Origin of the sequence: Paraburkholderia sp. BR10923 (assembly GCF_040948765.1) — a bacterium.
In the GTDB taxonomy this organism is placed as follows: Bacteria; Pseudomonadota; Gammaproteobacteria; order Burkholderiales; family Burkholderiaceae; genus Paraburkholderia; species Paraburkholderia youngii.
In genome coordinates, this window is sequence record NZ_JBFPKO010000051.1 from 1 (window position 1) to 23,255 (window position 23,255).

15 protein-coding genes and 6 pseudogenes are annotated in these 23,255 nt (G+C 58.4%); 14 read left to right on the forward strand and 7 right to left on the reverse strand.

Annotated features, from left to right (window positions below):
* Positions 1–31: 31 nt before the first annotated feature.
* Positions 32–1,564 (forward strand): IS66 family transposase, encoded by a 1,533-nt coding sequence (locus AB3X94_RS39445; protein ID WP_368593449.1) that lies wholly within the window; start codon positions 32–34, stop codon positions 1,562–1,564.
* A 453-nt stretch (positions 1,565–2,017) separates the two neighbouring features.
* The gene (locus AB3X94_RS39450) at positions 2,018–3,031 is read left to right on the forward strand and encodes an IS110 family transposase (protein WP_368614331.1); all 1,014 of its coding nucleotides are present in this window, start codon (positions 2,018–2,020) and stop codon (positions 3,029–3,031) included.
* A gap of 402 nt (positions 3,032–3,433) precedes the next feature.
* Here AB3X94_RS39450 and AB3X94_RS39455 read toward each other — a convergent pair whose 3' ends face one another.
* The gene (locus AB3X94_RS39455) at positions 3,434–4,201 is read right to left on the reverse strand and encodes a transposase (RefSeq protein WP_368594023.1); all 768 of its coding nucleotides are present in this window, start codon (positions 4,199–4,201) and stop codon (positions 3,434–3,436) included.
* 553 nt (positions 4,202–4,754) lie between these two features.
* On the opposite strand from AB3X94_RS39455, the gene AB3X94_RS39460 reads away from it, so the two are divergent.
* From AB3X94_RS39460 to AB3X94_RS39495, 8 genes and pseudogenes are all read left to right on the forward strand, one after another.
* Positions 4,755–5,132 (forward strand): DUF2306 domain-containing protein, encoded by a 378-nt coding sequence (locus tag AB3X94_RS39460; RefSeq protein ID WP_368594024.1) that lies wholly within the window; start codon positions 4,755–4,757, stop codon positions 5,130–5,132.
* On the forward strand, positions 5,120–6,259 hold the full coding sequence (locus tag AB3X94_RS39465; RefSeq protein WP_368594025.1) for a sensor histidine kinase: 1,140 nt from the start codon (positions 5,120–5,122) through the stop codon (positions 6,257–6,259). The genes AB3X94_RS39460 and AB3X94_RS39465 overlap by 13 nt, the downstream gene beginning before the upstream one ends.
* Positions 6,256–7,146, forward strand: coding sequence for a LytR/AlgR family response regulator transcription factor (locus tag AB3X94_RS39470; RefSeq protein ID WP_368594026.1), 891 nt, complete (start codon positions 6,256–6,258; stop codon positions 7,144–7,146). Before AB3X94_RS39465 ends, AB3X94_RS39470 begins: the two co-directional genes overlap by 4 nt.
* A gap of 90 nt (positions 7,147–7,236) precedes the next feature.
* A pseudogene (locus tag AB3X94_RS39475) lies at positions 7,237–8,201 on the forward strand (IS630 family transposase).
* 13 nt (positions 8,202–8,214) lie between these two features.
* The gene (locus AB3X94_RS39480; protein ID WP_250531106.1) at positions 8,215–8,514 is read left to right on the forward strand and encodes a hypothetical protein; all 300 of its coding nucleotides are present in this window, start codon (positions 8,215–8,217) and stop codon (positions 8,512–8,514) included.
* Positions 8,515–8,746: 232 nt separating this feature from the next.
* Entirely contained in the window at positions 8,747–9,151 is a 405-nt protein-coding gene (locus AB3X94_RS39485) for a VOC family protein (RefSeq protein WP_176112363.1), read from the forward strand.
* Positions 9,152–9,561: 410 nt separating this feature from the next.
* Entirely contained in the window at positions 9,562–9,852 is a 291-nt protein-coding gene (locus AB3X94_RS39490; protein ID WP_368594027.1) for a hypothetical protein, read from the forward strand.
* A pseudogene (locus tag AB3X94_RS39495) lies at positions 9,849–10,381 on the forward strand (IS5 family transposase); the annotation flags it as partial. The gene AB3X94_RS39490 and the pseudogene AB3X94_RS39495, both read left to right, overlap by 4 nt.
* Positions 10,382–10,653: 272 nt before the next feature.
* Here AB3X94_RS39495 and AB3X94_RS39500 read toward each other — a convergent pair.
* The 3 genes and pseudogenes from AB3X94_RS39500 to AB3X94_RS39510 all read right to left on the reverse strand — a co-directional run.
* A pseudogene (locus AB3X94_RS39500) lies at positions 10,654–11,465 on the reverse strand (IS630 family transposase); the annotation flags it as partial.
* A gap of 126 nt (positions 11,466–11,591) precedes the next feature.
* Positions 11,592–13,037 carry an IS1182 family transposase gene (locus tag AB3X94_RS39505; protein WP_368614332.1) on the reverse strand — a complete coding sequence of 482 codons (1,446 nt, stop codon included), beginning with the start codon at positions 13,035–13,037 and terminating at the stop codon, positions 11,592–11,594.
* Between the two features lie 71 nt (positions 13,038–13,108).
* Positions 13,109–13,270 (reverse strand): annotated as a pseudogene (locus tag AB3X94_RS39510) (helix-turn-helix domain-containing protein); the annotation flags it as partial.
* Between the two features lie 438 nt (positions 13,271–13,708).
* Between AB3X94_RS39510 and ltrA the strand changes: the two are divergent.
* Both ltrA and AB3X94_RS39520 read left to right on the forward strand, forming a co-directional pair.
* A complete protein-coding gene (gene ltrA, locus AB3X94_RS39515) occupies positions 13,709–15,265 on the forward strand; it encodes a group II intron reverse transcriptase/maturase (protein ID WP_368594029.1) in 1,557 nt (518 codons plus the stop codon).
* A gap of 27 nt (positions 15,266–15,292) precedes the next feature.
* Positions 15,293–15,649, forward strand: a pseudogene (locus AB3X94_RS39520) (transposase); the annotation flags it as partial.
* Between the two features lie 590 nt (positions 15,650–16,239).
* Here AB3X94_RS39520 and AB3X94_RS39525 read toward each other — a convergent pair.
* Entirely contained in the window at positions 16,240–17,442 is a 1,203-nt protein-coding gene (locus AB3X94_RS39525; protein WP_368594030.1) for a pectate lyase, read from the reverse strand.
* A 966-nt stretch (positions 17,443–18,408) separates the two neighbouring features.
* Here AB3X94_RS39525 and rpoD point away from each other — a divergent pair.
* Complete coding sequence (gene rpoD / locus AB3X94_RS39530; protein ID WP_368614333.1) at positions 18,409–20,409, forward strand: RNA polymerase sigma factor RpoD; 2,001 nt, start codon at positions 18,409–18,411, stop codon at positions 20,407–20,409.
* Between the two features lie 844 nt (positions 20,410–21,253).
* Here the strand turns inward: rpoD and AB3X94_RS39535 are convergent.
* Entirely contained in the window at positions 21,254–21,436 is a 183-nt protein-coding gene (locus tag AB3X94_RS39535; protein WP_368594032.1) for a hypothetical protein, read from the reverse strand.
* A 605-nt stretch (positions 21,437–22,041) separates the two neighbouring features.
* Between AB3X94_RS39535 and AB3X94_RS39540 the strand changes: the two genes are divergently transcribed.
* Entirely contained in the window at positions 22,042–22,704 is a 663-nt protein-coding gene (locus AB3X94_RS39540; RefSeq protein ID WP_176112351.1) for an HD-GYP domain-containing protein, read from the forward strand.
* 119 nt (positions 22,705–22,823) lie between these two features.
* On the opposite strand, the pseudogene AB3X94_RS39545 reads toward AB3X94_RS39540, so the two are convergent.
* A pseudogene (locus AB3X94_RS39545) lies at positions 22,824–22,940 on the reverse strand (transposase); the annotation flags it as partial.
* Positions 22,941–23,255: the final 315 nt, after the last annotated feature.

Below are 23,255 nucleotides of genomic sequence, written 5' to 3' on the forward strand. Positions count from 1 at the left end.
CATCGCGCGCCGCTCTGGCAGACTGGTCGCCATGGACATACCCGCCGATCTCGACGCCCTCAGTACCGAACAGATACGCGAACTGAACGTGAAGCTGATGGCCGAGATCGCCGAGAAAGAAAGAGAGTTGCAGTACCGGCAAACACGTATCGACCAGCTTACGCACGAACTCTCGGTCATCAAGCGGCAGCAGTTCGGCAGGCGCAGTGAGCAGCTCAACAAGGGGCAACTGAGCCTGCTCGAGGAAGCGCTCGACGCGGATCTGGCGGCAATCGGGCTCGAGCTGCAGGGGCTGAAGTCCGGCGAGCAGGCAGGGACACCACGGCAACAGCCAAAGCGTGAACCGCTTCCTCCCGAACTGCCACGTACCGACATTCATTACGAGCCGGACAGTACGATCTGTACGTGCGGCTGCGAGCGCGTTCGCATCGGCGAGGACATCAGCGAGAAGCTGGATTACACGCCCGGCGTGTTCACGGTTGAGCGGCACATCCGGGGTAAATGGACGTGCAAGGCATGCGAGACGCTGGTGCAGGCTGCGGTGCCGCCGCACGTGATCGACAAGGGCATCCCGACCACCGGTCTGCTCGCTCAGGTGCTGGTCGCCAAGTACAGCGATCACCTGCCGTTGTATCGACAGGAGCGCATCTTTGCGCGGGCGGGTCTGGCGATCGCGCAATCGACGCTCGGCGGCTGGGTTGGCGCGTGTGGCGTGCGCCTGCAGCCCCTGGTCGATGCACTTCGCGAAGAGGTATTGCAGCACGCGGTACTGCATGCCGACGAGACGCCGGTACAGATGCTTGCCCCGGGAAAGGGCAAGACCCATCGAGCCTATCTGTGGGCGTACAGCACCACGCAGTTCGCCGATCTGAAGGCGGTGATCTATGACTTCGCCGATAGCCGCGCCGGCGAACATGCACGCGCATTCCTGGGCGAGTGGCGCGGCAAGCTGGCGTGCGACGATTACGGGGGCTACAAGTCCAGCTTCAGGAGTGGGGTCACAGAGATCGGGTGCCTGGCCCACGCGCGCCGTAAATTCTTTGACTTACACGTCAAGCACCAGAGCGAGCTGGCCGAGCCCGCGCTGCGATACTTCGGTGCGTTGTACGAAGTAGAACGCGACGCCGCACAACTCGAGCCCGATAGAAGACGTCTTGTGCGTCAGGAGCGGGCTCGCCCCATCGCCGACGAACTCCATGCATGGCTGCTCACGCAACGGCAGCGTGTGCCGGACGGATCCGGGATCGCCGCGGCACTCGACTACAGCCTCAAACGTTGGGAGGCGCTTACGCGCTATCTGGACGATGGACATGTGCCAGCCGATAACAACTGGGTCGAGAATCAAATACGGCCGTGGGCCCTGGGGAGGTCGAACTGGTTGTTCGCAGGATCTCTGCGTGCTGGAAAACGCGCGGCCGCGATCATGACATTGATCCGCTCTGCACAACTGAACGGACACGATCCGTTGGCTTACCTGAAGGACGTGTTGACGCGCTTGCCGACACACCGTGCCGCCGACATAGCGCAACTGCTTCCTCATCGCTGGACGCCGACCGCTGCTTGATCGTTTGATCGTTTGAGCGATCGCCCCAGTCAAGATGCCTTCCCCGGGTGCTTACGGCGCGAATACCATACGGCTTGACACAACTCACGAGCGGCAAGCCATACTCACCCCATGATTGGAAAATGAGTTTCCTGAAGGCGGCGTAGCCCGGCACATGAGTAACCCGCGAGCCCGCTATGCAACGGATTGCATCCGACTTGCGGCTCTAGATAGCGGCAGGCTCATCGGACGGACTTCTGTAATGCGGTAGCCAACCCGCGGATATCAGCATGATCCACCGTCGAGATGTACTGCTACGTCGCCCTCAGGAAATTCCGACAATATGAATTCGACAAACTGAAAAACCGATCCCGATTGACACCGGGAGTCATATCAGCGGGCCTCCCACCGTGGTCGTGGAGGCGGCGGGGTTAAAGTGAGTTTGCGAACAGCTTTAACCAGAGGGAGGCTGAGATGAAATATAGCGGAATCGACCTGCATTCGAACAACAGCGTCGTAACGGTGACCGATGAAAATGATCGGGTGGTGGCCGAAAAGCGCCTCCCCAACGATCTGGCGAAGATTCTCGGAATACTCACGCCATGGCGCGACGAGCTGGCGGGAGTCGTCGTCGAATCAACGTTCAACTGGTACTGGCTTGTTGATGGCCTTCAGGCTGCCGGTTTCACCGTGGATCTGGCGCATACCGCTGCGATTAAAAAATACGAGGGGCTCAAGCACAGCGGCGACGAAACTGATGTTCGCTACCTTGCACACCTGATGCGGCTCGGGATCCTGCCTACGGGAGCCATCCTGCCGCCGGAACAACGTGCCGTCCGGGATCTGGCGAGGAAGCGGATGCAACTGGTGCGAAGTCGCTGCCAGCATATCCTCGCGGTCGAAAACATCACGGCCCGTCAGCATGGCACTCGCATCACCAGCAATCAGGCCATGGGCCTGCGCGCCGAAACCATCGACCAGATGCGGCTGCAAGAGGGCGTGGCGCTGGCGATCAGGGCGAACGCGGCGGTCATTGCCACCCTTTCTGCACAGATCGAAATTCTTGAAAAGCGTCTTCAGGAAAAGGTGACTGCACAAGCGGAGTATGCCCTCCTCACCAGTGTGCCTGGAATCGGCCGGATACTCGCGACAACCATTCTGCTTGAGACCGGGCCGATCGAGCGTTTCGCCAGTGCCGGGAACTTTGCCTCCTATGCGCGCTGTGTCGACAGCCAGCGCATCAGCAACGGAAAGAAAAAGGGCGAAGGCAACGCCCGCAACGGCAACAAGTATCTGTCGTGGGCCTTCATCGAAGCCGCCAACTTCGCCCAGCGCTATTGCGCGGAAGCCAGGCGTTTCTATGAACGCAAGAAAGCCCGGACGAACCCGATCGTCGCACGCAAGGCGCTCGCGCACAAACTGGCGCGAGCGTGCTTTCATATTCTGAAGGAGCACAAACCGTTTGATGTGACACGCTGCTTCATGTGAAGCTTTCGACGGCGACCGGCAAGCCCCGTGGGAAGATTGGGCTCCAGCCTTGCAAATTTGAATGGGATGCCGTGCCGTCGTCGCCGATGCGCAGTTAAAGCGGACCGCTCGCCATGCGAGCCACCGATGGATTGGCGCCAGAATACAGGCAGCCCTCGAATTTGCACAAGCCCCTTGGACGCATTGCGGTACCAACGTTCTTCCGGGGCGGCATGGCCGCCAGGGCGACCGGCTGCTTCTCGCCGCTCGCCTGATCCACATGGGTGTCTGGCGCGATCCGTCGCAGCCACAACTTGAAGAACCGGGCGCGCTCAGCCACTGCGAGCGGGACACAACACATAGGAAATCCAAACCGGCCGCTTATGCGGCCACGGCGTTGCTTACTCGCTTGACACCGGCCCGCTAATGGGTGTCTTCCCACGCGAAGAGCCGCTCGATGGTCCGGAAGCGCTCCTCGAAGACGGCCGGATCAAAGCGCTGCTTGCGGCCGCGCTTCGGTGTTTTGCGCCCACGCGGGTTCTCCCGGATGTTCGGGATCATGCCGCGATTGAAGATCGCCTTGCGGTTGGCCCGGCAGTCGTAGACGCCGTCCAGACTGACGGTTGAGCCGTGCAGGTCCATGCCAATGGCGCGGGCCATTGCGGTGAGTCCGAGCAGCGCCTCGCGCAACAGCGGCGATTCATTGCGGTTGCCCGGGGCCGTCACGAACGGCGCGATGATGTTGCACTTGCGATCGCAGAAGGCGACGATCTTGCAGCCCTTGAGATGCTTGTGGCCGCTATACCCGAGGTTGTCGCCGCCTTTCTTCGCCGCCGTGGTGGTGCCGTCGCCGTGAATGACCGTGAGATCCAGCCGCCCGTCCTGACGAAGCTTGTGCACCGAGCCGGCAAAAATCCGGTCGATGCAGCCATCGGCCTCCCAGCGCCGCAGTGCCCAATAAATACGCGTGTAATGAATCTCGGGGCGGCCTTTGCCGTTCATCCTGATCGGCAGCGCTTTCCACTGGCACCCGGTGTAAAGCAGTTGCAGGACGTAATTGAAGATTGTATGCAACGCCAACGTTGGAGCCGGCCCACGTCGGCCCCGGCTCAGATACGGCAAGACAAATTGCTCAAACTGCTCAAGACTCAAATTCGTGGGAATCGCTTGCCTGTATTGACTTCCGGTCATCCGCTACATCCGCAAATCCGGACTTTAACCGATCTGACCATGCGGACCTTAAAAGTCAGTCCCCATGCGGCATGCAGACAAATTTACGCACATCAGAAAACCCGCAACCAGTTGTATTCGAACAGCGCAGAGCGCAGATGCCGACATTCTTCAGTCACTGTACCGTCAGTTGGGTGAGTTGGGTGGTTTAAAACTGAAAATGATTTTAGATGAGCCGTGGTGTCCCAGCACTGTATTGCCGTTCTACAGCGCGCGATTGTTGACGATCCGCACGCCACCCCCGACTGACTTATGGACGGGCGCTGCCCAATCCACCTCGAACATCTAATGTGGAAGACGGCCCTATCCACACTGCTTCGCCACTCCCGCCCTCAATCTATCGCAAGCGCACCCGAACACCCAGCAAGCGTTGCCCGGCCGATCTTCGTCTCTCGCTTCAAAAAGTGCCGCTCGCGACGCAATCCGTACAGTTCGTCGCATGCTCCTGGAAGACGGTCGATGTGCCGCACAAACTGCAGGCATCCAGTCCGCGCATCCTGCCGGGAGAGCTAGCATGCCTGCCATTATCGCCGCGCATATCGCCACTGCCATCTTTTCTGTCATACTCGGAACCGCTGTTCTCCTGGCCAAAAAGGGGACGCCGCGCCACAAGTGGCTCGGTCGATTCTGGGCCGTGGCTATGCTCGCTACTTCCCTCAGTTCGTTCGACATTCGGGAACTGAGCCCGGGACATTTTTCCTGGGTGCACGGGCTGTCGTTGCTCACAATCGTCAGCTTAGGGCGGGCGATCTGGGCGATTCGGCAAGGCAACATCCGCGGTCACCAGCTTGCGATGCGCGGGTCGCTCATCGGTCTCGTCATGGCCGGTATCGCAGCAGTGGCTACACCGCACCGCCTGCTGAATCTCATTGTGACGGGATGGATCGCATGATTCGTGGCAGTAACGCCAAACTCTCCGATGCGTCCGCCGGGTTACCCGTCCCGGGAAAACAACTGCTGGACGAATATGCGCGCGAGGCCGTACTCGTCGTCATCGGCAACGCATTGATTGCGGCGGGCCTGACCGTGGTCGGCATGGGGAAAGGCCTTGGCGAAAACCTCGTCTTCAGCGAGGCGATAGGGCTGTCGATCATGCTGCTGCTCCACGTCGGCCGCTTTCGTCTTCAGCGGAAGAACGCACTCACTGCGCCAAGGCTTGCCATCGTGATGGTTGGCGCAATCATCGCTGGCGCCGCGATCGGACGGGTGATCGCGAGCGCGCTGCTGGGCCTCGACATCGGCAAGACGTTCGCCTCCAAAGACCTCGCCACGACGGGCTGGATCGCGCTGGTCGCGACGCTGCTGGTCACCTGGTATGGCTGGTCGCGAGCCCGGATCGCAGGGCTGCGCGAACAGGTGGCCCGAACTGCATGGCTGCAGGAGGCCGCCGAAAAAACCGCGTTGCGCGCTCGCTTGCAGGCATTGCAGGCGCAGATCGAACCACACTTTCTCTTCAACACGCTGGCGACCCTGGATAGCCTGATCGTGTCCGATCCGCCGCGCGCACGCGAACTGCTCGGGAGCCTCAACCGCTTTTTGCGGGCAACGCTTGAAGCGTCGCGGGCCGAAAGCGAGACGCTCGCGGATCAGTTTGCGGTGCTGGATTCGATACTTGCCGTGCACGCAATGCGCCTCGGCCCGAGACTCGCCTATGCGCTCGATCTCCCTGCCGATTGCGGGAACCTCGCGGTGCCGCCGATGCTGCTTCAGCCGCTCGTCGAAAACGCACTGAAGCATGGTGTTCAGGTTACGGTGACAGGTGGGCGGATCGAGGTGAGAGCAAAGCGCGGCGAACAGCACGTCGAGCTCATTGTCGCCGACACGGGGCCAGGCTTCGGTGCGACGCCGGCGACGCAGGGCACGGGCATCGGACTGGCGAACGTGCGGGAGCGCCTTGCAGCACTCTATGGCGAGCGCGCTTCACTGACGCTCGTCGAGAACGTGCCGCAAGGTACCATCGCGAAAATCCTGCTTCCGGTGGACAATGCCCGTCATCCGCAAGAGAGTGTGAGGCCATGAAGATCCGCCAGCCCCGCCCTGCGGCGCAGAACGATAGCGGCAAGGCCTTTTCGCCGGAGGTGTCTCGCGCGCCGACCGCGCTGATCGCCGAGGACGAACCGCTCATCGCAGCCGCGCTTCAGCGGGAGCTGACGGCGGCCTGGCCGGATTTGCAGATTCTCGCGACGGTCGGTAACGGCCAGCATGCCATCGAGCGCATCGTCGCCTTGCAGCCGGACGTTGCCTTCCTCGACATTTCAATGCCGGGATCGACCGGGCTCGACGTTGCGCGCGCGTGCACGAAGCTCGCGGCGCCGCCACAGATCGTGTTCGTGACCGCCTACGATCAATACGCGTTGGACGCGTTCGATGCCGCCGCGATCGACTATCTTCTGAAGCCCGTCGATGCCACGCGGCTCGCGCGCACGATCGACAGGTTGTGCGTTCGGCTTTCGCGCGCGCCAACAGATGCGATGCCCGGCGCCCAGATGCAAGCTCATTTGCAGCGACTGCTCTGCCAGCTGGAGCAGATCACGCGCAGCACCGCGCCGGAGAATCGCGGGCAGGCCAGCGACCAGAGGCCGCCGCTTCGCTATCTGCGCGCATCCAGCGGCAGCGACATCAGGATAGTGCCGGTGGAAGATGTGCTGTACTTCGAGGCTGCCGACAAGTATGTCGTCGTCGCGACGCGAACGGGCGAACTGCTGATCCGGATGAGCCTGAAGGAGTTAGTTGCGCAACTGGACCCGGCTCGCTTCTGGCAGGTGCACCGAAGCACCGTGGTGAACGTCGATAAGGTAGAGAGTGCATCGGTCAGCGCGCTAGGGAAAACGTCAATCAAGCTGCGCGGCCACGATGGCGCGATCGCCGTCAGCAAACAATACGCACACATGTTCCGGCAGATGTAAACCGGCAAAACGGAGCGATGGCTTCGTCGCGACTAGTACAACATCCCCTAAATAGCTTGATTAAATAATTGTCTTGGCTATCATTTCGGGATGAGCCAAGGTCGTCATGCAACGCCAGTGAAGTTGGCGAAGAAAGAACGAGAAGAACTCCTGTCGCTGATCGAGCGGAAGACCGCGACTCAGCGAGATGTGATGCGGGCACGCATCGCGCTGTGGGCGCACGAAGGACACTCGAATACGGTGATTGCTCGAGAGCTGCGCGTATCGGCGCAGACGGTCTGCACGTGGCGCAAGCGCATCGCACAGAACGGTGCGCAGGGCCTGCGCGAGGGTGAGCGTAGCGGCCGTCCGCCACGCATCACGCAAGAAACGCGACTGCAGTTGATTGCGTTGGCATGTGAAGCACACGAACCCGAGGGACGGGCTACGCCGACACTGGACGAGATAGTGGCGCGCGCGATCGAGCGTGGCATTGTCGAACAGATCAGCCGCAGCCATGTGCAGCGCATTCTGCAGGCTGGCGACGTTCGACCGCACCGGGTCCAGCAATGGCTACACAGTCCCGACCCGGCCTTTCGCGAGAAGGTCAATGTGATTTGCAAGCTGTACCGCAAGGCGCCCAAAAACGCGGTGGTGCTCAGCATCGACGAGAAGACGGGCATTCAAGCCATCGAGCGCAAGCACCCGGGGCACGCGCCGGCACCGGGACGGCTGCGTCGTCGGGAGTTTGAATATATCCGGCACGGCACTCAGGCGCTGATTGCCGCGCTTGATGTGCATCCGGTCAGGTGCTGGCACTGCCGCGAGCGGCGCACCCAGGACGACCTGGTCGCCTTCATGGAGCGCGTGGCGGCTGCGCACCCGGGCAAACAGGTGCACGTGATTTGGGACAACCTCAATACGCATCGCGCCCAGGCCGTCTGGCAAGCGTTCAACGAGCGGCATGATCGGCGGTTTCACTTCCACTTCACCCCGCTGCACGCGAGCATAATCAGGCAGCGCGCCCCTTCAAATGGACTTTCCGGGGCTACCCGTTGCAAACGGGCACATCGTAATCAAGAGACAGACATGCCAGCCATACCCACTAAACATTACGCGACCGAACTCCAGCGTCAACTGCGCAGCTTGCTCGGCCATGAGCAGATCGTCACACAAGCCTATGGGCGGCACCTGCTGATCAAACGTCTCGATGATGAGGAACCGACTGTTGTGGCGCGCCTTACCGAGCTCGCCCGCAATCGTTATAGTGCCGCCTTTCGGAGCCACACCGGCCGATGGGAACCTCTGCCGGGCACAGGCTCACTCGACGAGATGGCCGAGGTCGTCGTCACGCTCCTACAGCCTTATTTGCAGCCCGATAATTATTAAAGCTATTTACGGGATGTTGTACTAGTGCGAAAGGTCGCTTCTCAATTGCGGCCCACGTCCTTCTATGACCGTTCTGTTGTGTTGAGCCGTCATCTGGATGGCGCGAACAGCGCCACGTTAGTGGCTTTTATGGCCGGCTGGCGCCAGATGCCGTGTGCCGAAGGCGACCCCTTTGCGGACATGGGGCACACAAAGGAGAATTCTCGGTGATATCTGTTACGAGGCGCACGCTATGACTAACTTCCAGCCTGACGGCTGGCATACCGTCACACCCCGAATCATCGTACGGGATCCCGAAAACCTAGTAGCGTTCCTTAAGCAGGTCTTTCAGGCACGGGGTGAATTTCGAGCCGGATTACCTGCCGAGATCAGAATTGGCGACTCCGTGCTGATGGTCAGCGGTGGGGATGGCCTGCGTGACCCAGCCACGGCATTTCTCTACGTCTATGTCGAGGACGCTGATTCAACCTACAGGCGCGCGATCGCGGCGAATGCGGTCGCAATTGAGGAACCAACCGACATGCCGTACGGCGACCGGCGAGCCATGGTGATAGATGAATGGGGTAATACCTGGCAAATTGCCACACATAAACATGATCTGTCCGTCGCCGAGATCCGCTCAAGGTTGGGGCAATGACAGCTAGCGGACACTGCTCCCATGTCCCGTCTCAGGACGCCGAGCGTATGCGTGTGACGACCGGACGGTCAGCTTGTGGCCGGCACCTGACTCATGGGATTCGGGCGCCGAGCCCACACCCATCCCGCCAGCAGTCGGCTGCACACGACCCTCTTCGGTCAGTCGCAACTAGATAATGAGCGGCAGCTTTTCCAAATCGGTATCACGCTGGCCAAAATGGTAGCCTTCTAATTCACAGCTCACTATTCGCGCATAGGATGGTTCCTTTCTTGGAGGTCCGTATGTCCCGAATCCTTGCAATCGATCATGTTGCTATCACCGTAGCTGACCTCGTGGGAAGCTGAGCATTTTACGATGACCTTTTCGGGACAGAAGTCGTCGCCGAGCATGTCATAGGCGGCCGGGTGCTCGTGCGCCAACTTGCAATCGGCGGCGCGGTCCTGAGCATTCATCAAAAAGGCAACGGGGTCGATCTGGTCGCCGAGCGCCCAACGGTAGGGGCGGCCGACATATGCCTCCGCTGGAATGGCTCGGTGAGTGAAATGCTCGACCTGCTCGAAGGAAAAAACGTCAACATCCTTGAAGGTCCGGTTGCACGGATGACGGCCGATAGACAGCTAGGGAAGGTCTGCAAAAGTCCTGGCGTTGAAGTCTGGTTGTCCTATCCTAGAAAAACGCGAACTAAAGGAGTTCCTCGATGACACAGCTCGGTCTTGGCCTGGATCTTTCAACGAAACGCACGTGCAAGCGGGAATTCCTCGATGAGATGAGGCGCGTTGTGCCATGGTCGAGGTTGATTGCGCTGATCGAACCGCACTATCCGAAAGGTAAGACTGGAAGGTCGCCGTTTCCGGTTGCGACGATGCTGCAGATTCACTTCATGCAGCAGTGGTTTGGGCTTTCGGACCCGGCGATGGAAGAGGCGCTTTACGACGTGCCGCTGTACCGTGAGTTCGCGGGGCTGGACGAAGGTATGACGCGTTTGCCGGACGAAAGCACGATTCTTCGGTTCCGCACCTTCTCGAAACGCACGGACTGGTCGCGCAGATGCTCACGGTGGTCAATGAGGTCCTGAGTGAAAAAGGCTTGATGTTGAAGGCAGGGTCAGCGGTCGATGCGACCTTGATTAGCGCACCAAGTTCGACAAAGAACGGCTCTGGCAAACGGGATCCGGAGATGCATCAGACGAAGAAAGGGAATCAATGGTACTTCGGGATGAAAGCGCACGTGCGACCTGAAAGTCGCTTGAATTTCTGTCTAACTCAACGATCTGATCGTCGTGATTAAACCGGTTGTTCCATCAACCGTTCCCTACCCAGACATGCGACGCCGGTAACGGCGTGGTATGAAGCTCTGGGGACAATGTAACCGCCGACAGTTTTCGGTACGCCGACCCGCGAGGAGAAGCGGAATCTGCCAGCACAAAGGTGGTGAGGGACTAGGGACGAGTGGCAACGACCAACATATGTGAACCTCTATTGAGAGTTACGTAAATCATGACATTACCAAAGCTCGGCTTGCTTCCAGCAGGCAACGATAATCGATTTGCGCTTCTGGCCGCTCTTGAGCTTGCTTCGAGCGGTGTGCTTCAGCTCGGCCAGGTTATCAGGGCAGAAGTTCGCCAATGCGTGCCGCTTGAGCCAGGCCCAAAGGTATTCGACTGGATTCAGGTCCGGGGCGTAGCCGGGCAGCAGCGCCATCTGGATTGCGCCATCCGTGCTGTCAAGGTATTCGCGCACGACACGGCTCTTGTGCTGCGCTGCGCCGTCCCACACGATCATCAGCTTGCGTCTGAGTTGCGCGCGCAGCGCTTTGAGGAATTCGATGATTTGCGCGCTTTTGATCGCGCCGTCGTGCAGGCGGAACACGAAGTTGGTACGGTTAAGACCGGCGATGGCCGAAACGTGCTTCCAGTTGAAGTGGTACTGAATGATCGGCGTGCAGCCCTTGGGCGCCCAGGTGCGCACTCGTGTGGGGCGCTCCGAGAGGCCGGATTCGTCAATGAAGACGATCAGTCGTCCTTCGGCGGGACACTTTTTTTGAGCGTGGGCCAGGTCTTGCGCTTCCAGGTCAGTACCGCGTCCTCGTTGCGCTCGATCGCCCGGCGCTCCGGCTTTTGCGAGCTGAACCCCAAGGCGCCCAGCAACCGCCAGACATGTACCTCGCTGAAGGTAACGCCGTACAGTCGCTCGATGAGCACCCGTACGCGCTTGAGCGTCCACAGTTCGGTACGGAATCCGTGTATCAACGGGCTCTGCAGCAGCGCTGCGCGCAAACCTTCGAGTTGGGCCGCATCCAGTTGGGCCGGTCGCCCCGTGGCCGAGGGCGTGTGGAAACCGTTTTACGGCTATGGAGGGGAAGGTTGCCGGACAGGCCGACCGTAGTTGGTGGCTTTGCGACAGCTCTAAGGTCGGCAGCATCATGAAGGCCCCGCAGGACCTCAGCTTCCAGCCATTCGCATCGCCTTCCCCGTCTTCGCAACGCCGAGTATTCTCATGACTCGCTTCAGGTTGTAAGCCAACACTTGAAGGCTCATCTCAGTGCTCACTCGTGCGAGGGTTCGAGTCTGGAAGTGCGTGGCACCCATCCAGTGTTTGAGCGTACCGAACACATGCTCAACGGTGCTGCGCCGGATCGTCATTGCGTCGGGATTCCGGTCGAGCCGTCGCTGCATGGCTTCCAGTATCTGTTCGTGTTCCCAGCGTCGAATGCGCCGGTAGTCGCTTGGAGAACATCGTTCCTTGAGATGGCAATGCGGGCATGCGCTGGGCCAGTACACTTTCAGATTCATGTCATGCTCAACAGTCGTGAACCGATGAATGGCGCGCTCGCCGGCCGGACAACGATAGACATCATCCTTAGCGATGTAGATGAAGTCGCGCTTGGTAAAGAGGCCCTTCTTCCTCGATGCTGACGTCAACGGTTTCGGGACATATGCCTTGATTCCCGAGAGTTCGCAGGTGCGGATATCAGGGCCACTGAAGTAGCCCCGGTCGGCCAACACCTTCAGTCCGGGCTTGCCCATCGCCTCTCTCGCCGCGAACGCCATCTTGCTGAGCTGGCCGTGATCACCCCCAACATTGGTCACCTCGTGTTCAACGATCAGGTGATGTTTCGTGTCTACCGCGGCCTGTACGTTGTAGCCGACTGTTCCGGTCTTCTTGCCGCTGCTGGTCATCGAACGCGAATCAGAATCGGTCAGTGACAGCTGTCTGTCCGGTTGCCTCTTCAGTTGCTTGCGGATCTGGTCGAGTTCGCGCATCCGTCGCCGCAGCAAAGCGACCTTCTCATACAGGCGAACGGTCTTCACATCGAAACCGGTTGGACTGACGCGATCCGCGGTCTCGATCGCGTCGAGGTATCGCTGGATACTCTCCTCGATCTGCTGCTGACGCTTGTCGATCTTGCCAGCGGTATAGTTGCGATCCCGGCTGTTCACCGCTTTGAACTTGCTGCCGTCGATGGCCACCATTTCGCTCGAAAGAAGCTTCAGGCCGCGGCACAGTTCGACGAAGCGTCGGCACACGTTGCGAATGGCGGCACCATTGTCGCGGCGGAAGTCGGCGATCGTTTTGAAGTCAGGCGCCAGGCGTCCTGTCAGCCACATCATCTCCAGATTCCGCTGGCATTCACGCTCAAGACGTCGGCTGGAGGGCACACGGTTCAGATACCCGTAGATATAGACCTTGAGCATCACTGCCGGATGATAGGACGGGCGACCCGTGAGCGCTGGCGAAGCCCCGTCGAAGCCGAGTGCTGCCAGATCAAGTTCGTCGACGAACACGTCTATGATCCTCACCGGATTGTCCTGCCCGATGTAGTCATCGATGCATTCGGGAAGCAGTGCGACCTGCTTGCGGTCATCGCCTTCAACGAATCGCTTCATGAGTCACCCGATCTCAATGCGTTGATTCAGTTTAGGCGATGAGTGCGTTTTCACACACCCTCGGCCATCACGCGAAGCGCATCGATGCCACCTTCTTCGAGTCGGGCCTTCCACGTGTATGCGGTCTGCCGCGCCACTCCGACCATCTTTGCCGCTTCGACGGGCGTCTTTCCCGCCAACATCAAGCGACCGGCACGCACCCGCTTGCGCGTAGCATCGTCCATTTTGGCCATCAACCGAGTCTCCCTTCAACGCGATGACCGTATAACGCACCAGCAGAGAATCGGTTGTCATGAATTTAGTAAAACTAAATAATATACGTCGTCATCATTGTACAAGCCAAATGTGCTGACAGGCTTGAGCCAAAATGGCGCGCGGCAAGGTATGGCCTCTGTGTGCTGGGCCATCGTGGACAGAACGCCGCCGGCGGATAGGAGGGGTCCGCCCCACTCTGAAATTCATGCGGAACAGGGTAAGTCCGTAGCGCTGCCGGCAACGGCAGGCGAACCGCAAGGAACGCTGTTAGTGCTGCGGATAGAGGATTGCGGAAAAAGCGAACGCCCGGCTGTAATGGTCGAGATACGGACTGAAACATCGTCCGACGCGAAAGCGGGCAGACTTCCGCGTGGTCATTCACGGCACTTGATTAATCGTTACACGAGGGAAAGCAGATGACGGCAACCGGAGGCATTGCGCAAGCAGAGGCCGTCGGGGCTGGTGCGCCCTCGCGCCCCACCCGCATGTGGCTTCAGGCCGATTGGCCTCGCATCAAGGATGAGGTGAAGCGACTCCAGGCGCGTATCGCCAAGGCAACCAAGGAAGGCAGAGGGGGCAAGGTCAGTGCCTTGCAGCGTCTGCTGACCCGCTCGTACAGCGGCAAAATGCTAGCCGTGAAACGAGTGTCTGAGAATCGTGGCAAGAGAACGCCGGGTATCGATGGCAAGCTCTGGTCGAATCCGGCGGCCAGATGGAAAGGGATGGAAGCAATGCAACATCACGGTTACCGTGCGTTGCCGCTTCGACGCATCTACATCCCCAAGAGCAATGGCAAGAAGCGTCCGCTCGGAATTCCCCGCATGCTATGCAGAGCAATGCAAGCACTATGGAAGCTCGCGTTGGAGCCCATTGCGGAGACCTTGGCGGATCCAAACTCGTACGGGTTTCGGCCCGAACGTTCGACTGCCGATGCTATCGAATGCTGCTTTACCACTCTAGCCAAGCGTAAGTCGTCGGAGTCGATTCTGGAAGGAGACATTCGTGGTTGCTTCGATAATTTTAGCCACGACTGGATTCTTCAACACATTCCGATGGACAAGGTTGTCCTGCGACGATGGCTGAAGGCCGGATTCATTGACGAAGGAACCCTATTCGCGACCGAGGCGGGGACACCGCAAGGGAACATTATCTCACCCGTCATCGCGAATATGACGCTGGACGGACTGGAGGCGGCAGTAGATGCAAGCGTGGGACCGACGGAACGCGCACACCGAAAGTTCAAGGTCAACGTCAATCGGTATGCGGACGACTTCGTTGTGACCGGGGTGTCTAAAGACATTCTGGAGCAGAACGTACTTCCTGCGGTCAAGCAGTTCCTGGCTGTTCGAGGTCTGGAACTCTCGGAAGAGAAAACCAGAGTCACCCACATCGCCGATGGGTTCGATTTCCTTGGGCAGAATGTCCGCAAGTACGCGGGCAAGCTGCTTATCAAACCGGCCAACAAAAGTGTGAAGGCACTTCTGGAAAAGGTAAGGAAAATCGTGAGACTGCAAATGAGCGCCACACAGCGGAATTTGATCGTACAGCTCAACCCGGTGATCCGGGGCTGGGCCATGTATCACCGTCATGTGGTCTCAAAATCTCATTTTACGTCGGTAGATGCTCACATCTGGCGCCTCTTGTGGAAATGGGCGATGCGTCGGCACCCCACGAAAGGCGCGGGTTGGGTGAAAAACAAATACTTCCGCGTAGAGGGGAACCGTACCTGGGCGTTTACCGCCCGGTCACAAGCCCACGGGGTAACCCGGCTGTTTCGGGCTGCGGCGGTTCCGATTGTCCGTCACGTGAAGATACGTGGCCAAGCCAATCCGTTTGACCCTGCGTGGTCGTCTTACTTTGCCCGCCGTCGAACCACGACTGACGATCGATTGCCCGGTACCAACGCTGGTGCTGGTGAATGGCTTGAGCCGGATGCGGGGCGACTCGCACGTCCGGTTCTTAGGGGGCGGTGACGCAGCAATGCGTCACTGCTACCCGACATCGGCGTGGACGCTAAGTCCGGTCTGCTCCATACCGTTGTAGGCACGGCGGGCAACGTCCACGACATTACGGAGGCTCATGCGCTGTTGCACGGTCAAGAAACGGAAGTGTACGCTGACTCGGGATATCAGGGGATCGAAAAGCGTCGCGAGACTGGCGCGGTGCGTTGGCACATCGCGATGAGACCAGGCAAGCACAAAAAGCTGAATCTGAGTGATCGTTTGGACGCGATATACGATCAGATCGAGCGGCTGAAGACCCTATATCGCGGTTTGATGAAGAACACAGGCCAGATCACGACGTTGTTTGCTCTGAGCAATCTATGGATGGCGCGTAGAGCTTTGCGCAAGGCTTGATAACCTACGCCGTGTTTTGCGCCTCAGTAGCGCTGCACGGAGCGGCGCAAATCGCAGACGCCGTAACGACTCAACAAATTCTCATCACCGCCATTGCGAAAATATAGAAGGTCAGCGCGCAAAATGCCGGTTATCCAGACCTTTCCTAAGTATGCGTCTCGTACTTTCGACGTGCCGTACACCTCCATTCCGACAGCGACGTTGTGCAGCCGACGATCCGCAACATACGACCCATCGGGTAAGTTTGTAGAATCACTAGGTCATTCCAAAGAACTGAGGGTACCCGATATCGAATCCTTACCGATTACGGACACAACAAGGGCGGGGCGCCCTATGTCACTCGTCAAGTGTGACGGGCGGATTTCGCTTGATAGAAGGCGCCGTCGCGCAGCATGTGAAACTCGCTCCCGGTAGCACATACTAATGCGATCACCGATGCGTGCTGCGCGGCGGGCGATTCCCGATCTGCGGTATTGCAGTGCCTGCGATGCGTCGTTGGATCGTGAAAGGGCCGCCCCTGGGCACTGGCGTCAATGCCAGCGAGACGACCCCCACACCTAGCGGGAAGTCGTCCTGATTGATCGCTGGCACTAGCGAGGACCGTAGGCCGACGCGGCGTTGAGAACGGACGAGGCCGTCCCAACTCGATACGCGTAACCGACCGGCGCGATTGAAAAAGCCTCGCCCTTTGCCGATCTGCCGGTGGACTGAACGTACTGGTTTGCGTTTTCATGAAAAGAGTAGACATCGTCCGGCAAATCCAGACCGACCTGAATGCTCTGGTTAGTTCTAAGAAAATAGTTGCTTTCAACATAGACGACGCTGCCGCTTCCGATCTGCAGCGCGTTGTACTGGGTCTCGTCTGACCCGACGGCCGTGAGGCCAGTCGGTGTGGCGTCGTTATCGAAATAATCGTCGTAGACGTGGACCCAGCCCCGCAGCAGCGGACGCCCCTTTAGGTTGGGGCCGAACTGGTTATGGTGCAAGGTGACATGCAGCCTGTGCCCACCATATGCATACGAATCCTGCCGAGATGCGCCCACTACCATCGCCAGGCGTTCATTGGCCAGATCTTGGTTCTTGCCCGTCCAGTCCCACAGGGGATCGGGGCGCATCGCCAGCCATTCATTGGTGAAATAAAACCGGCTATACGAGACCGTCACATTATCCGATGACAGCGTCACACTCATCAGATTGTCGCTCGTATCGTAGAAGGAACAATGATCGACCCATGCATTGGTGACCCGTCGCAGCGACACGCCTTCATAGTTGATGCCGGCGTTGTTGGATGTGCCGTAGACTTGGGCGGGTAGGGCCTGTAGATCTCCGATGACGCCATGAAAAGTGATGTTTCTGATCACGACATTCTGGATGTTCTGGTCTGCCGGCAGCATTTCGCCGTCGAATTTAAGCTGGACGTTTTTCAGCACCGCATTGCCACCGCTGGCGCCTTCGATCGTGGTGTTGTTCCAGTCCGTGCTGGCGAAGGTGATGGTCGTCAGTCGCGGTCCGCCGTAGATTTCGCCCTTGACTAGGATGTGGTGCTGTCGCGCGCTGAACGCAGCCAGCAGATCAGCGAGGCTGTCGACCGTGACGGCTGGATCGTCTGATCCGGTCGCCGTTGCGAAACCGCCGGTGTCCGTCGGCAGACGCGCGGTAATTGCGGTCTGATTGAAATTGGACCGCAAGCCTGTCTCTGCTGAGGGGGCTGGCGCAGAAGACGACCCGTGCCCCCCAACACAAGCGCACAGCAGATATGCGATCAATATTGTCAGGATCAGCCGCGGCTTCATTTCATTTCCTCCTTTCAGGCCCGCACATGGTCAAGAGCCGGCATAGGCAGATTTCGGCACGAAGGTGCTTCCGCACTGTCAGCTTCTCTCATTCAGCTTTGGAGTACGCCGGCGCCAATGTGCATCTTGTGGCGTGGCTGCTAGTTCGTGGCGCCCGGTAGGACCGCCGCCCGCGGGCGGATGTGAAATCCATGCCCACAGGAGCGTTCGAGATTGCGCCAATGCGCCGATGCGCGCGCCCAAGGCGCCATAACGCCCAGCCATTCACCGAAACCCGGTGGATGCCGGATTTCTGTCAAAAAGAGCGAGAATATCGGCTTTGCTAATGAGGGTCAATCCAGAGCCCAAGCGGGAGAAGGTACTGAAGGCGGCCGACACTCTAGGGCAGTTGCACGCCGTAGACGTGATATCCGTCAAACAGCGAAAGCTAGCGGTCCAGCCGAGATGTTCTCGTACGGACCTCGATGCGAGGCCTACTCGCCAATGAACCGCCATTTTCGGCGTAGAACCGACGACTGAACGATGGAAAGATGCACGACTCCAAGTCGGAGCTCGACCGAACCCAACGACGTTTGGCCGGAGCGGCCCTGATGCGCTTCCGACTCCGAGCCGTATTCATAGATGCTCCAATTCCACGCAAAGATCTCGATAAGCTTCGTCATATTCTATCCATCCAGATGTCGAATTCTTAGTGTGGCCCGCGGCGTAGCACGTTAACGTTGCGGACGGTCCAGATTCGCCAACTGGTGAAATGCGGTAGTTTGTGTTACGTTGCTAACGCATTGATGCTTTTCGCCAAGTCTTGCGGTTCCCTTGCGTCCGCCCGTATCTAGGGGCCGCGCATTCACTGCCCGTTGCGATTCCACAGCCTGTGTCCGTCTGTAACAGCGAAACGTGCGCGGCTCGTCGGCCGAGTGTGGACAGTCGCTGGTCGCGATTGCCGGGCAATCACGTCCAGGAGAATCTATGTCAAAGGTCGATTGGCCCTATTCACGTCCAGGCACAGTTTCGTCCGCTCTGAACGCGTCGGTCCCGCGCGCGTCGAAGGTCGATCCCGTAACACCCCTGCAGTCGATCGACGGGATATCGCAGGACGAAGAGCAACAGGAGCGCTGGATGCGCACTCTCATCCGACTCGGCAACCAGCGCGGCTACCTGACTCATGCGGAAATCAACGATCATCTCCCCGACAATTTTGTGCATACCGCGGCCATTGAAATCATTGCCAGCACTTTCAACGACATCGGCATTGCAGTCTACGAGCAGGCGCCTGACACGGAGAAGCCGTTCTTGGACGACGCGGCGCCGGCAGCCACGTCGGACGACAAGGCAGATCTGGAGGCCGAAGGCGCGCTTTCAACCGTCGATCCTGAATTCGGGTGCACAACGGATCCCGTTCGGATGTATATGCGTGAAATGGGTGCGACCGAATTATTGACTCGCGCGGGCGAGACTGAGATTGCGAAACGCATCGAAGAGGGACTCCACGAAATGGGCTTGGCGATCGCACGCTGCCCGCCGACTGTCTTCACGATCCTTCGAATGGTAAAGCAGATTCAATCTGGTGAACTGCGCATCGATGAACTGGTCGACGGCCTAAATGAAGACTCTGAAGCGGTCCTTCGGTCGTTGCCAGAGCCGGCTAAAACCCCGGACATTGAACACGACAGCGCTAAGGGCGACGACGCGAGGAGCGACGGCGGTGAGGGCAGCGTCGTCGAAGACCGGGACATGGTGAAGGCGAGCGAACCGCGAATGAAACAGCTCACGAGAGACGGCCTCGCTATCTTTGCGCGAGTTCGTGACCTGTACGAACAGATTTCAGAAGCCGGCGCCGCGCAAGAAAACGGACAGGTCGCCCGCGAGCGCCTTTTTGAAGCGATCCAGCGGGAGCTTGCGGCTGTTCGCTTCACGGCACGGACTATCGATGCGCTATGCGCTGATGTGCAGCAGCAAGTCGCACAGGTACGTGCGGTCGAGCGACGTATTCTGCAGATTGCCGTTGACCGGTGCGGCATGCCGCGCGCGCGATTCGTCGAGTCGTTTTTGGGATACGAAACTGATCTCGCGTGGACTGAAAACTCGGCGGCGTCCCGCAAGTACGGTGTGGCACTTTCACGCAGTCTACCGGAGATCCAGACTGAACAGCAGAAGCTTATCGATATTGAGGCTAAGGCCGGCCTGCCCTTGCAACACTTGAAGAAGATCAACCGGCAGATGATGGCAGCCGAGTCGAAGATGCGGCAGGCGAAGCGCAAGATGATCGAGGCGAATCTGCGTCTCGTGGTCTCTATCGCGAGAAAGTACGCGAACCGAGGCGTGCCCCTTCTGGATCTGATCCAGGAAGGCAACATCGGCCTGATGAAAGCCGTCGACAAATTTCAATATCGACGCGGCTGGAAGTTTTCAACTTACGCAACATGGTGGGTCAGGCAGTCAGTCACGCGTTGTCTTGCGGATCAGGCGCGCACAATCCGAGTCCCCTCGCATATGATGGAGTCAATCAACAAGCTAAACCGGATTTCGCGGGAGATTTTGCAGGAGACTGGGCAAAAGGCTAATCCTGCTGCGTTGGCTCAGCGCATGGAATTATCAGAAGACAAGATTCGTGACATACTGAAGGTCATGAGGCAACCCTTATCGCTCGAGACGCCAGTGGACGAAGATGCCGACACCACGCTTGGCGATATGATCGAAGATCCAATGGCTGGATCCCCGGCGGATGCGGCCGCGCGCTCGAATCTGCGAGCCGCAATCGACGAAGCGCTGGATTCATTGTCGCCGCGTGAAGCGAAAGTACTGCGAATGCGGTTCGGGATTGATGTAGCGTGCGGCTACACGCTCCAGGAACTTGGCAAACAATTCGACCTGACGCGCGAACGAATCCGGTACATCGAAAGCAAGGCGATGCGAAAACTGATGCAGCCAAATCACGCCGACAAGTTACGGCGATTTGTCGACGATTAAGTCCCACGTCCACGCATCGGCGGGACTCGTGGTCAGAGCAACATCGAGCTGCAGCATCCCATCCCGATCTGTGTGTTCGCCAACAAGGAGCACATCCGTTATCATCGAAATGTGATGGGCCCGCTTGTCTACGAGCGTGGCCCCATCCTTGAACGCTCGCAGACGACGGCTCACGGCTTGGACGAACTCATGTGCATTGTCTATGCCAAGGACTTGAAGCCCGGTGCGATGGTTTCGCACCAATACGTAGACCTGTACATTGAGATAGTCAATGCTGGAACCGCAGAACCTTCGGATCGGTGTTGTCGAGAATCTTTGGCGTCTTTCGTGGCAGCGTGATACCGTTCAGACCAATGCCGATTGCGCTTGTCCGACGCCAAGGCGGCTTGCTTGGTCAGGATGCGGTCTATGCATCATAGTCGCCCCGCGTGAAACCACGAAAAGGAACCGACTTGACGATAAGGGCGGATTCGATGATAGGGTCGTGTCCAGCTTCCCAGCATGAGCATCTACGTCATGGGAAGCCGCTTCACCAACAGTTCCCGCGCATGTGGACGGTCACTTTGACGTCTTTCGGAGTCGTCCACCTTGGACCGCCGCCAATCCACCTTTTGCTGAACCTTATTCCAACGTCTGGTGCTCATTTGCTCACAATCGCTGCCAGCAAGCGAATGCGGCGGCTTGATCGTCCTCACGGCTTTTCGGCTACTGGGATGGATTCGAGCCGCTCGCTTAGGTACGCACTGCGAGCGACCCAATCGCGCAGCGTCGAATCCCTGAGTCGCGAAAAAACGTCATCACGCCAGCTGTGAATATCGCCGTCAGCCTCAGCATCCTCCACAGGTTACGTATCCGATTCGGTGTCCGCACCATGTGCACGAAGGGAGGCGAAAGCGGCGCCGAACTGGGCGACTGCCTCTAAATCGTCATCCAACGCGAGCGATGAGTCATAGTCAGATAATGCATTTTCCGTCGCTTCGACAAGCATGGCCTCAAGCGTTTGCGGATCGATCCTTTTCCTGAGCATGGAAGACTCCTTGTGAGGTGTGCAGCCATACCCAGCAATTTGTGGGCCACAAGAAAGAGACGGTCAGTGCAGGTTCCGACCGACTGGGCCCCATCACTTTGTCGCGTTCCGGACATGCGACCGTCATAAGTGCAACAACATGGTCATCTCCGGTGCAGCATCGGAATCCTGAGATTCGGCCCTCAAGAGGTGTCTTGTGAGACGTGATCTCCGGAAATCGAAAAAGACTCGCCATTGTCAATGCAAGAATACCTTGACGCATCGCACACTTTGCCCTCTTGTCGATTTGTGTTTGCGGGACTTACATTTATCATCCGCCGCGTCGAATCAGTTCATGGCCTCGGCTCGCGATGGAACTGGCAACAAGTTGGCGACGAGTTCTCAGGGGCTCCTCTGAAAGGGAGCGGTTTGTCGAATTGGAGGGAAGTTGCATGTATTGGGGAAAGGAACATATCGCGCACGAAACGATCGTCGTAAATCTAATGGTTCGATCCAACCGTTTGGAGATTTGAATGCATTTTCATGAGCTAACCAATGAGGAATGGGAGCGACCAAGATGCCCCGCGAATACGTCTGAGCATCGACCGCTTAAGCGAGATGGACCGATGGAACCCGGATCGTCTCTTACCCGGCGGTTGCGCGTGGCCGCGTTGCAGCGCTTTATCGAAGTAAACGGATCCCTAGATTACAAACTCAATTCTATGGTCATCCGGCAGACAGTCAATCACAGCAAGCGCGTCGCGGCACTCGCGGGCAGGATGACGAGCAAGATGAGCGGGATGGGCTGGAACACGGACACCGCCTGCGAAATTAGGGCGAAGCGCCTATCAGTTGCTGCGCTTTTTCACGACATAGGCAAAGCCGCTGTATCGGCACGAATCCTTGGCAAACCGAGTGCGCTTGACAAAGCGGAATACTCAGCGGCGAAGGCTCACGCGGCACTAGGTGCGAAGCTGATTGACCAAGTAGCTTCCGGCTTTCCGCAATCCGATTTGGCTGGTCTCCTCAGGGAGGTAGCCCTGTGTCATCACGAAAGATGGGACGGAACTGGCTATCCTAGCGGCCTTCGAGGCGAATCGATTCCGATGGCAGCGCGTCTCGTCTCAGTCGCTGATGCCTACGACGCCATCCGGTATGCGCGAGTCTACAAGCGCGCTATCCCCAGAAGTCAGGCGATACAGGCGATTGTTGATGGTGCAGGCTCGCAGTTCGACCCTCGTATGGTGCACCTCTTCCTTTCGGTCGTTTCTGCCGTTCGTCAGAAATAGATGGATCTAGAAGAGGAGGGAGGGGGCCACGGAACCGAAGCGCACCCTTTCCGATTCACTCGAACTCGCCAACGGCAACTGATCCTTCACCAAATGAGTTCCTCTCCTCTCGCACGCTAAGTGTAGAACGATGCATGACTGAACCCCTGCTTCCCGCTTAGCTCTTTGACTGGCATACCGGCATCGGCTTCCTTCAGAAAACCGATGAGTTGTCCTTCCGTAAAGCGCTTCTTCATGTTCGTCTTCTTCTCCGAAACGGACTTTACTAGGTTCCGGTTAGCTCTACTCGTTGGGAGCAGGTCACTGGGGGCGAATCATGCGGGGCCTAGCAGGCCAAAGCCACAAATATCGAGGCGGGAAGACAGTAACGGGGATCACGGCCGGGATAGAAGCGCGAGGTCAGGGATCTCGACTATTGCTAGCGAGTCGGGTCTGAATAATTCGTTTTCGGCGACGACGCCGTTCATGGTGTCGAAGCGGAAGCCGCGGAGCGGTTGAGCAATGCGACAAGTACAAGGACGTAAAAACGCCGCAGCTTTCTGAGGATCATG

Coding starts and splice junctions, on each gene's coding strand:
- AB3X94_RS39445 (WP_368593449.1), top strand. CDS start 32: ATGGACATACCCGCCGATCTCGACGCCCTCAGTACCGAACAGATACGC.
- AB3X94_RS39450 (WP_368614331.1), top strand. CDS start 2,018: ATGAAATATAGCGGAATCGACCTGCATTCGAACAACAGCGTCGTAACG.
- AB3X94_RS39455 (WP_368594023.1), bottom strand. CDS start 4,201: ATGACCGGAAGTCAATACAGGCAAGCGATTCCCACGAATTTGAGTCTT.
- AB3X94_RS39460 (WP_368594024.1), top strand. CDS start 4,755: ATGCCTGCCATTATCGCCGCGCATATCGCCACTGCCATCTTTTCTGTC.
- AB3X94_RS39465 (WP_368594025.1), top strand. CDS start 5,120: ATGGATCGCATGATTCGTGGCAGTAACGCCAAACTCTCCGATGCGTCC.
- AB3X94_RS39470 (WP_368594026.1), top strand. CDS start 6,256: ATGAAGATCCGCCAGCCCCGCCCTGCGGCGCAGAACGATAGCGGCAAG.
- AB3X94_RS39480 (WP_250531106.1), top strand. CDS start 8,215: ATGCCAGCCATACCCACTAAACATTACGCGACCGAACTCCAGCGTCAA.
- AB3X94_RS39485 (WP_176112363.1), top strand. CDS start 8,747: ATGACTAACTTCCAGCCTGACGGCTGGCATACCGTCACACCCCGAATC.
- AB3X94_RS39505 (WP_368614332.1), bottom strand. CDS start 13,037: ATGAAGCGATTCGTTGAAGGCGATGACCGCAAGCAGGTCGCACTGCTT.
- ltrA (WP_368594029.1), top strand. CDS start 13,709: ATGACGGCAACCGGAGGCATTGCGCAAGCAGAGGCCGTCGGGGCTGGT.
- AB3X94_RS39525 (WP_368594030.1), bottom strand. CDS start 17,442: ATGAAGCCGCGGCTGATCCTGACAATATTGATCGCATATCTGCTGTGC.
- rpoD (WP_368614333.1), top strand. CDS start 18,409: ATGTCAAAGGTCGATTGGCCCTATTCACGTCCAGGCACAGTTTCGTCC.
- AB3X94_RS39535 (WP_368594032.1), bottom strand. CDS start 21,436: ATGCTCAGGAAAAGGATCGATCCGCAAACGCTTGAGGCCATGCTTGTC.
- AB3X94_RS39540 (WP_176112351.1), top strand. CDS start 22,042: ATGGAACCCGGATCGTCTCTTACCCGGCGGTTGCGCGTGGCCGCGTTG.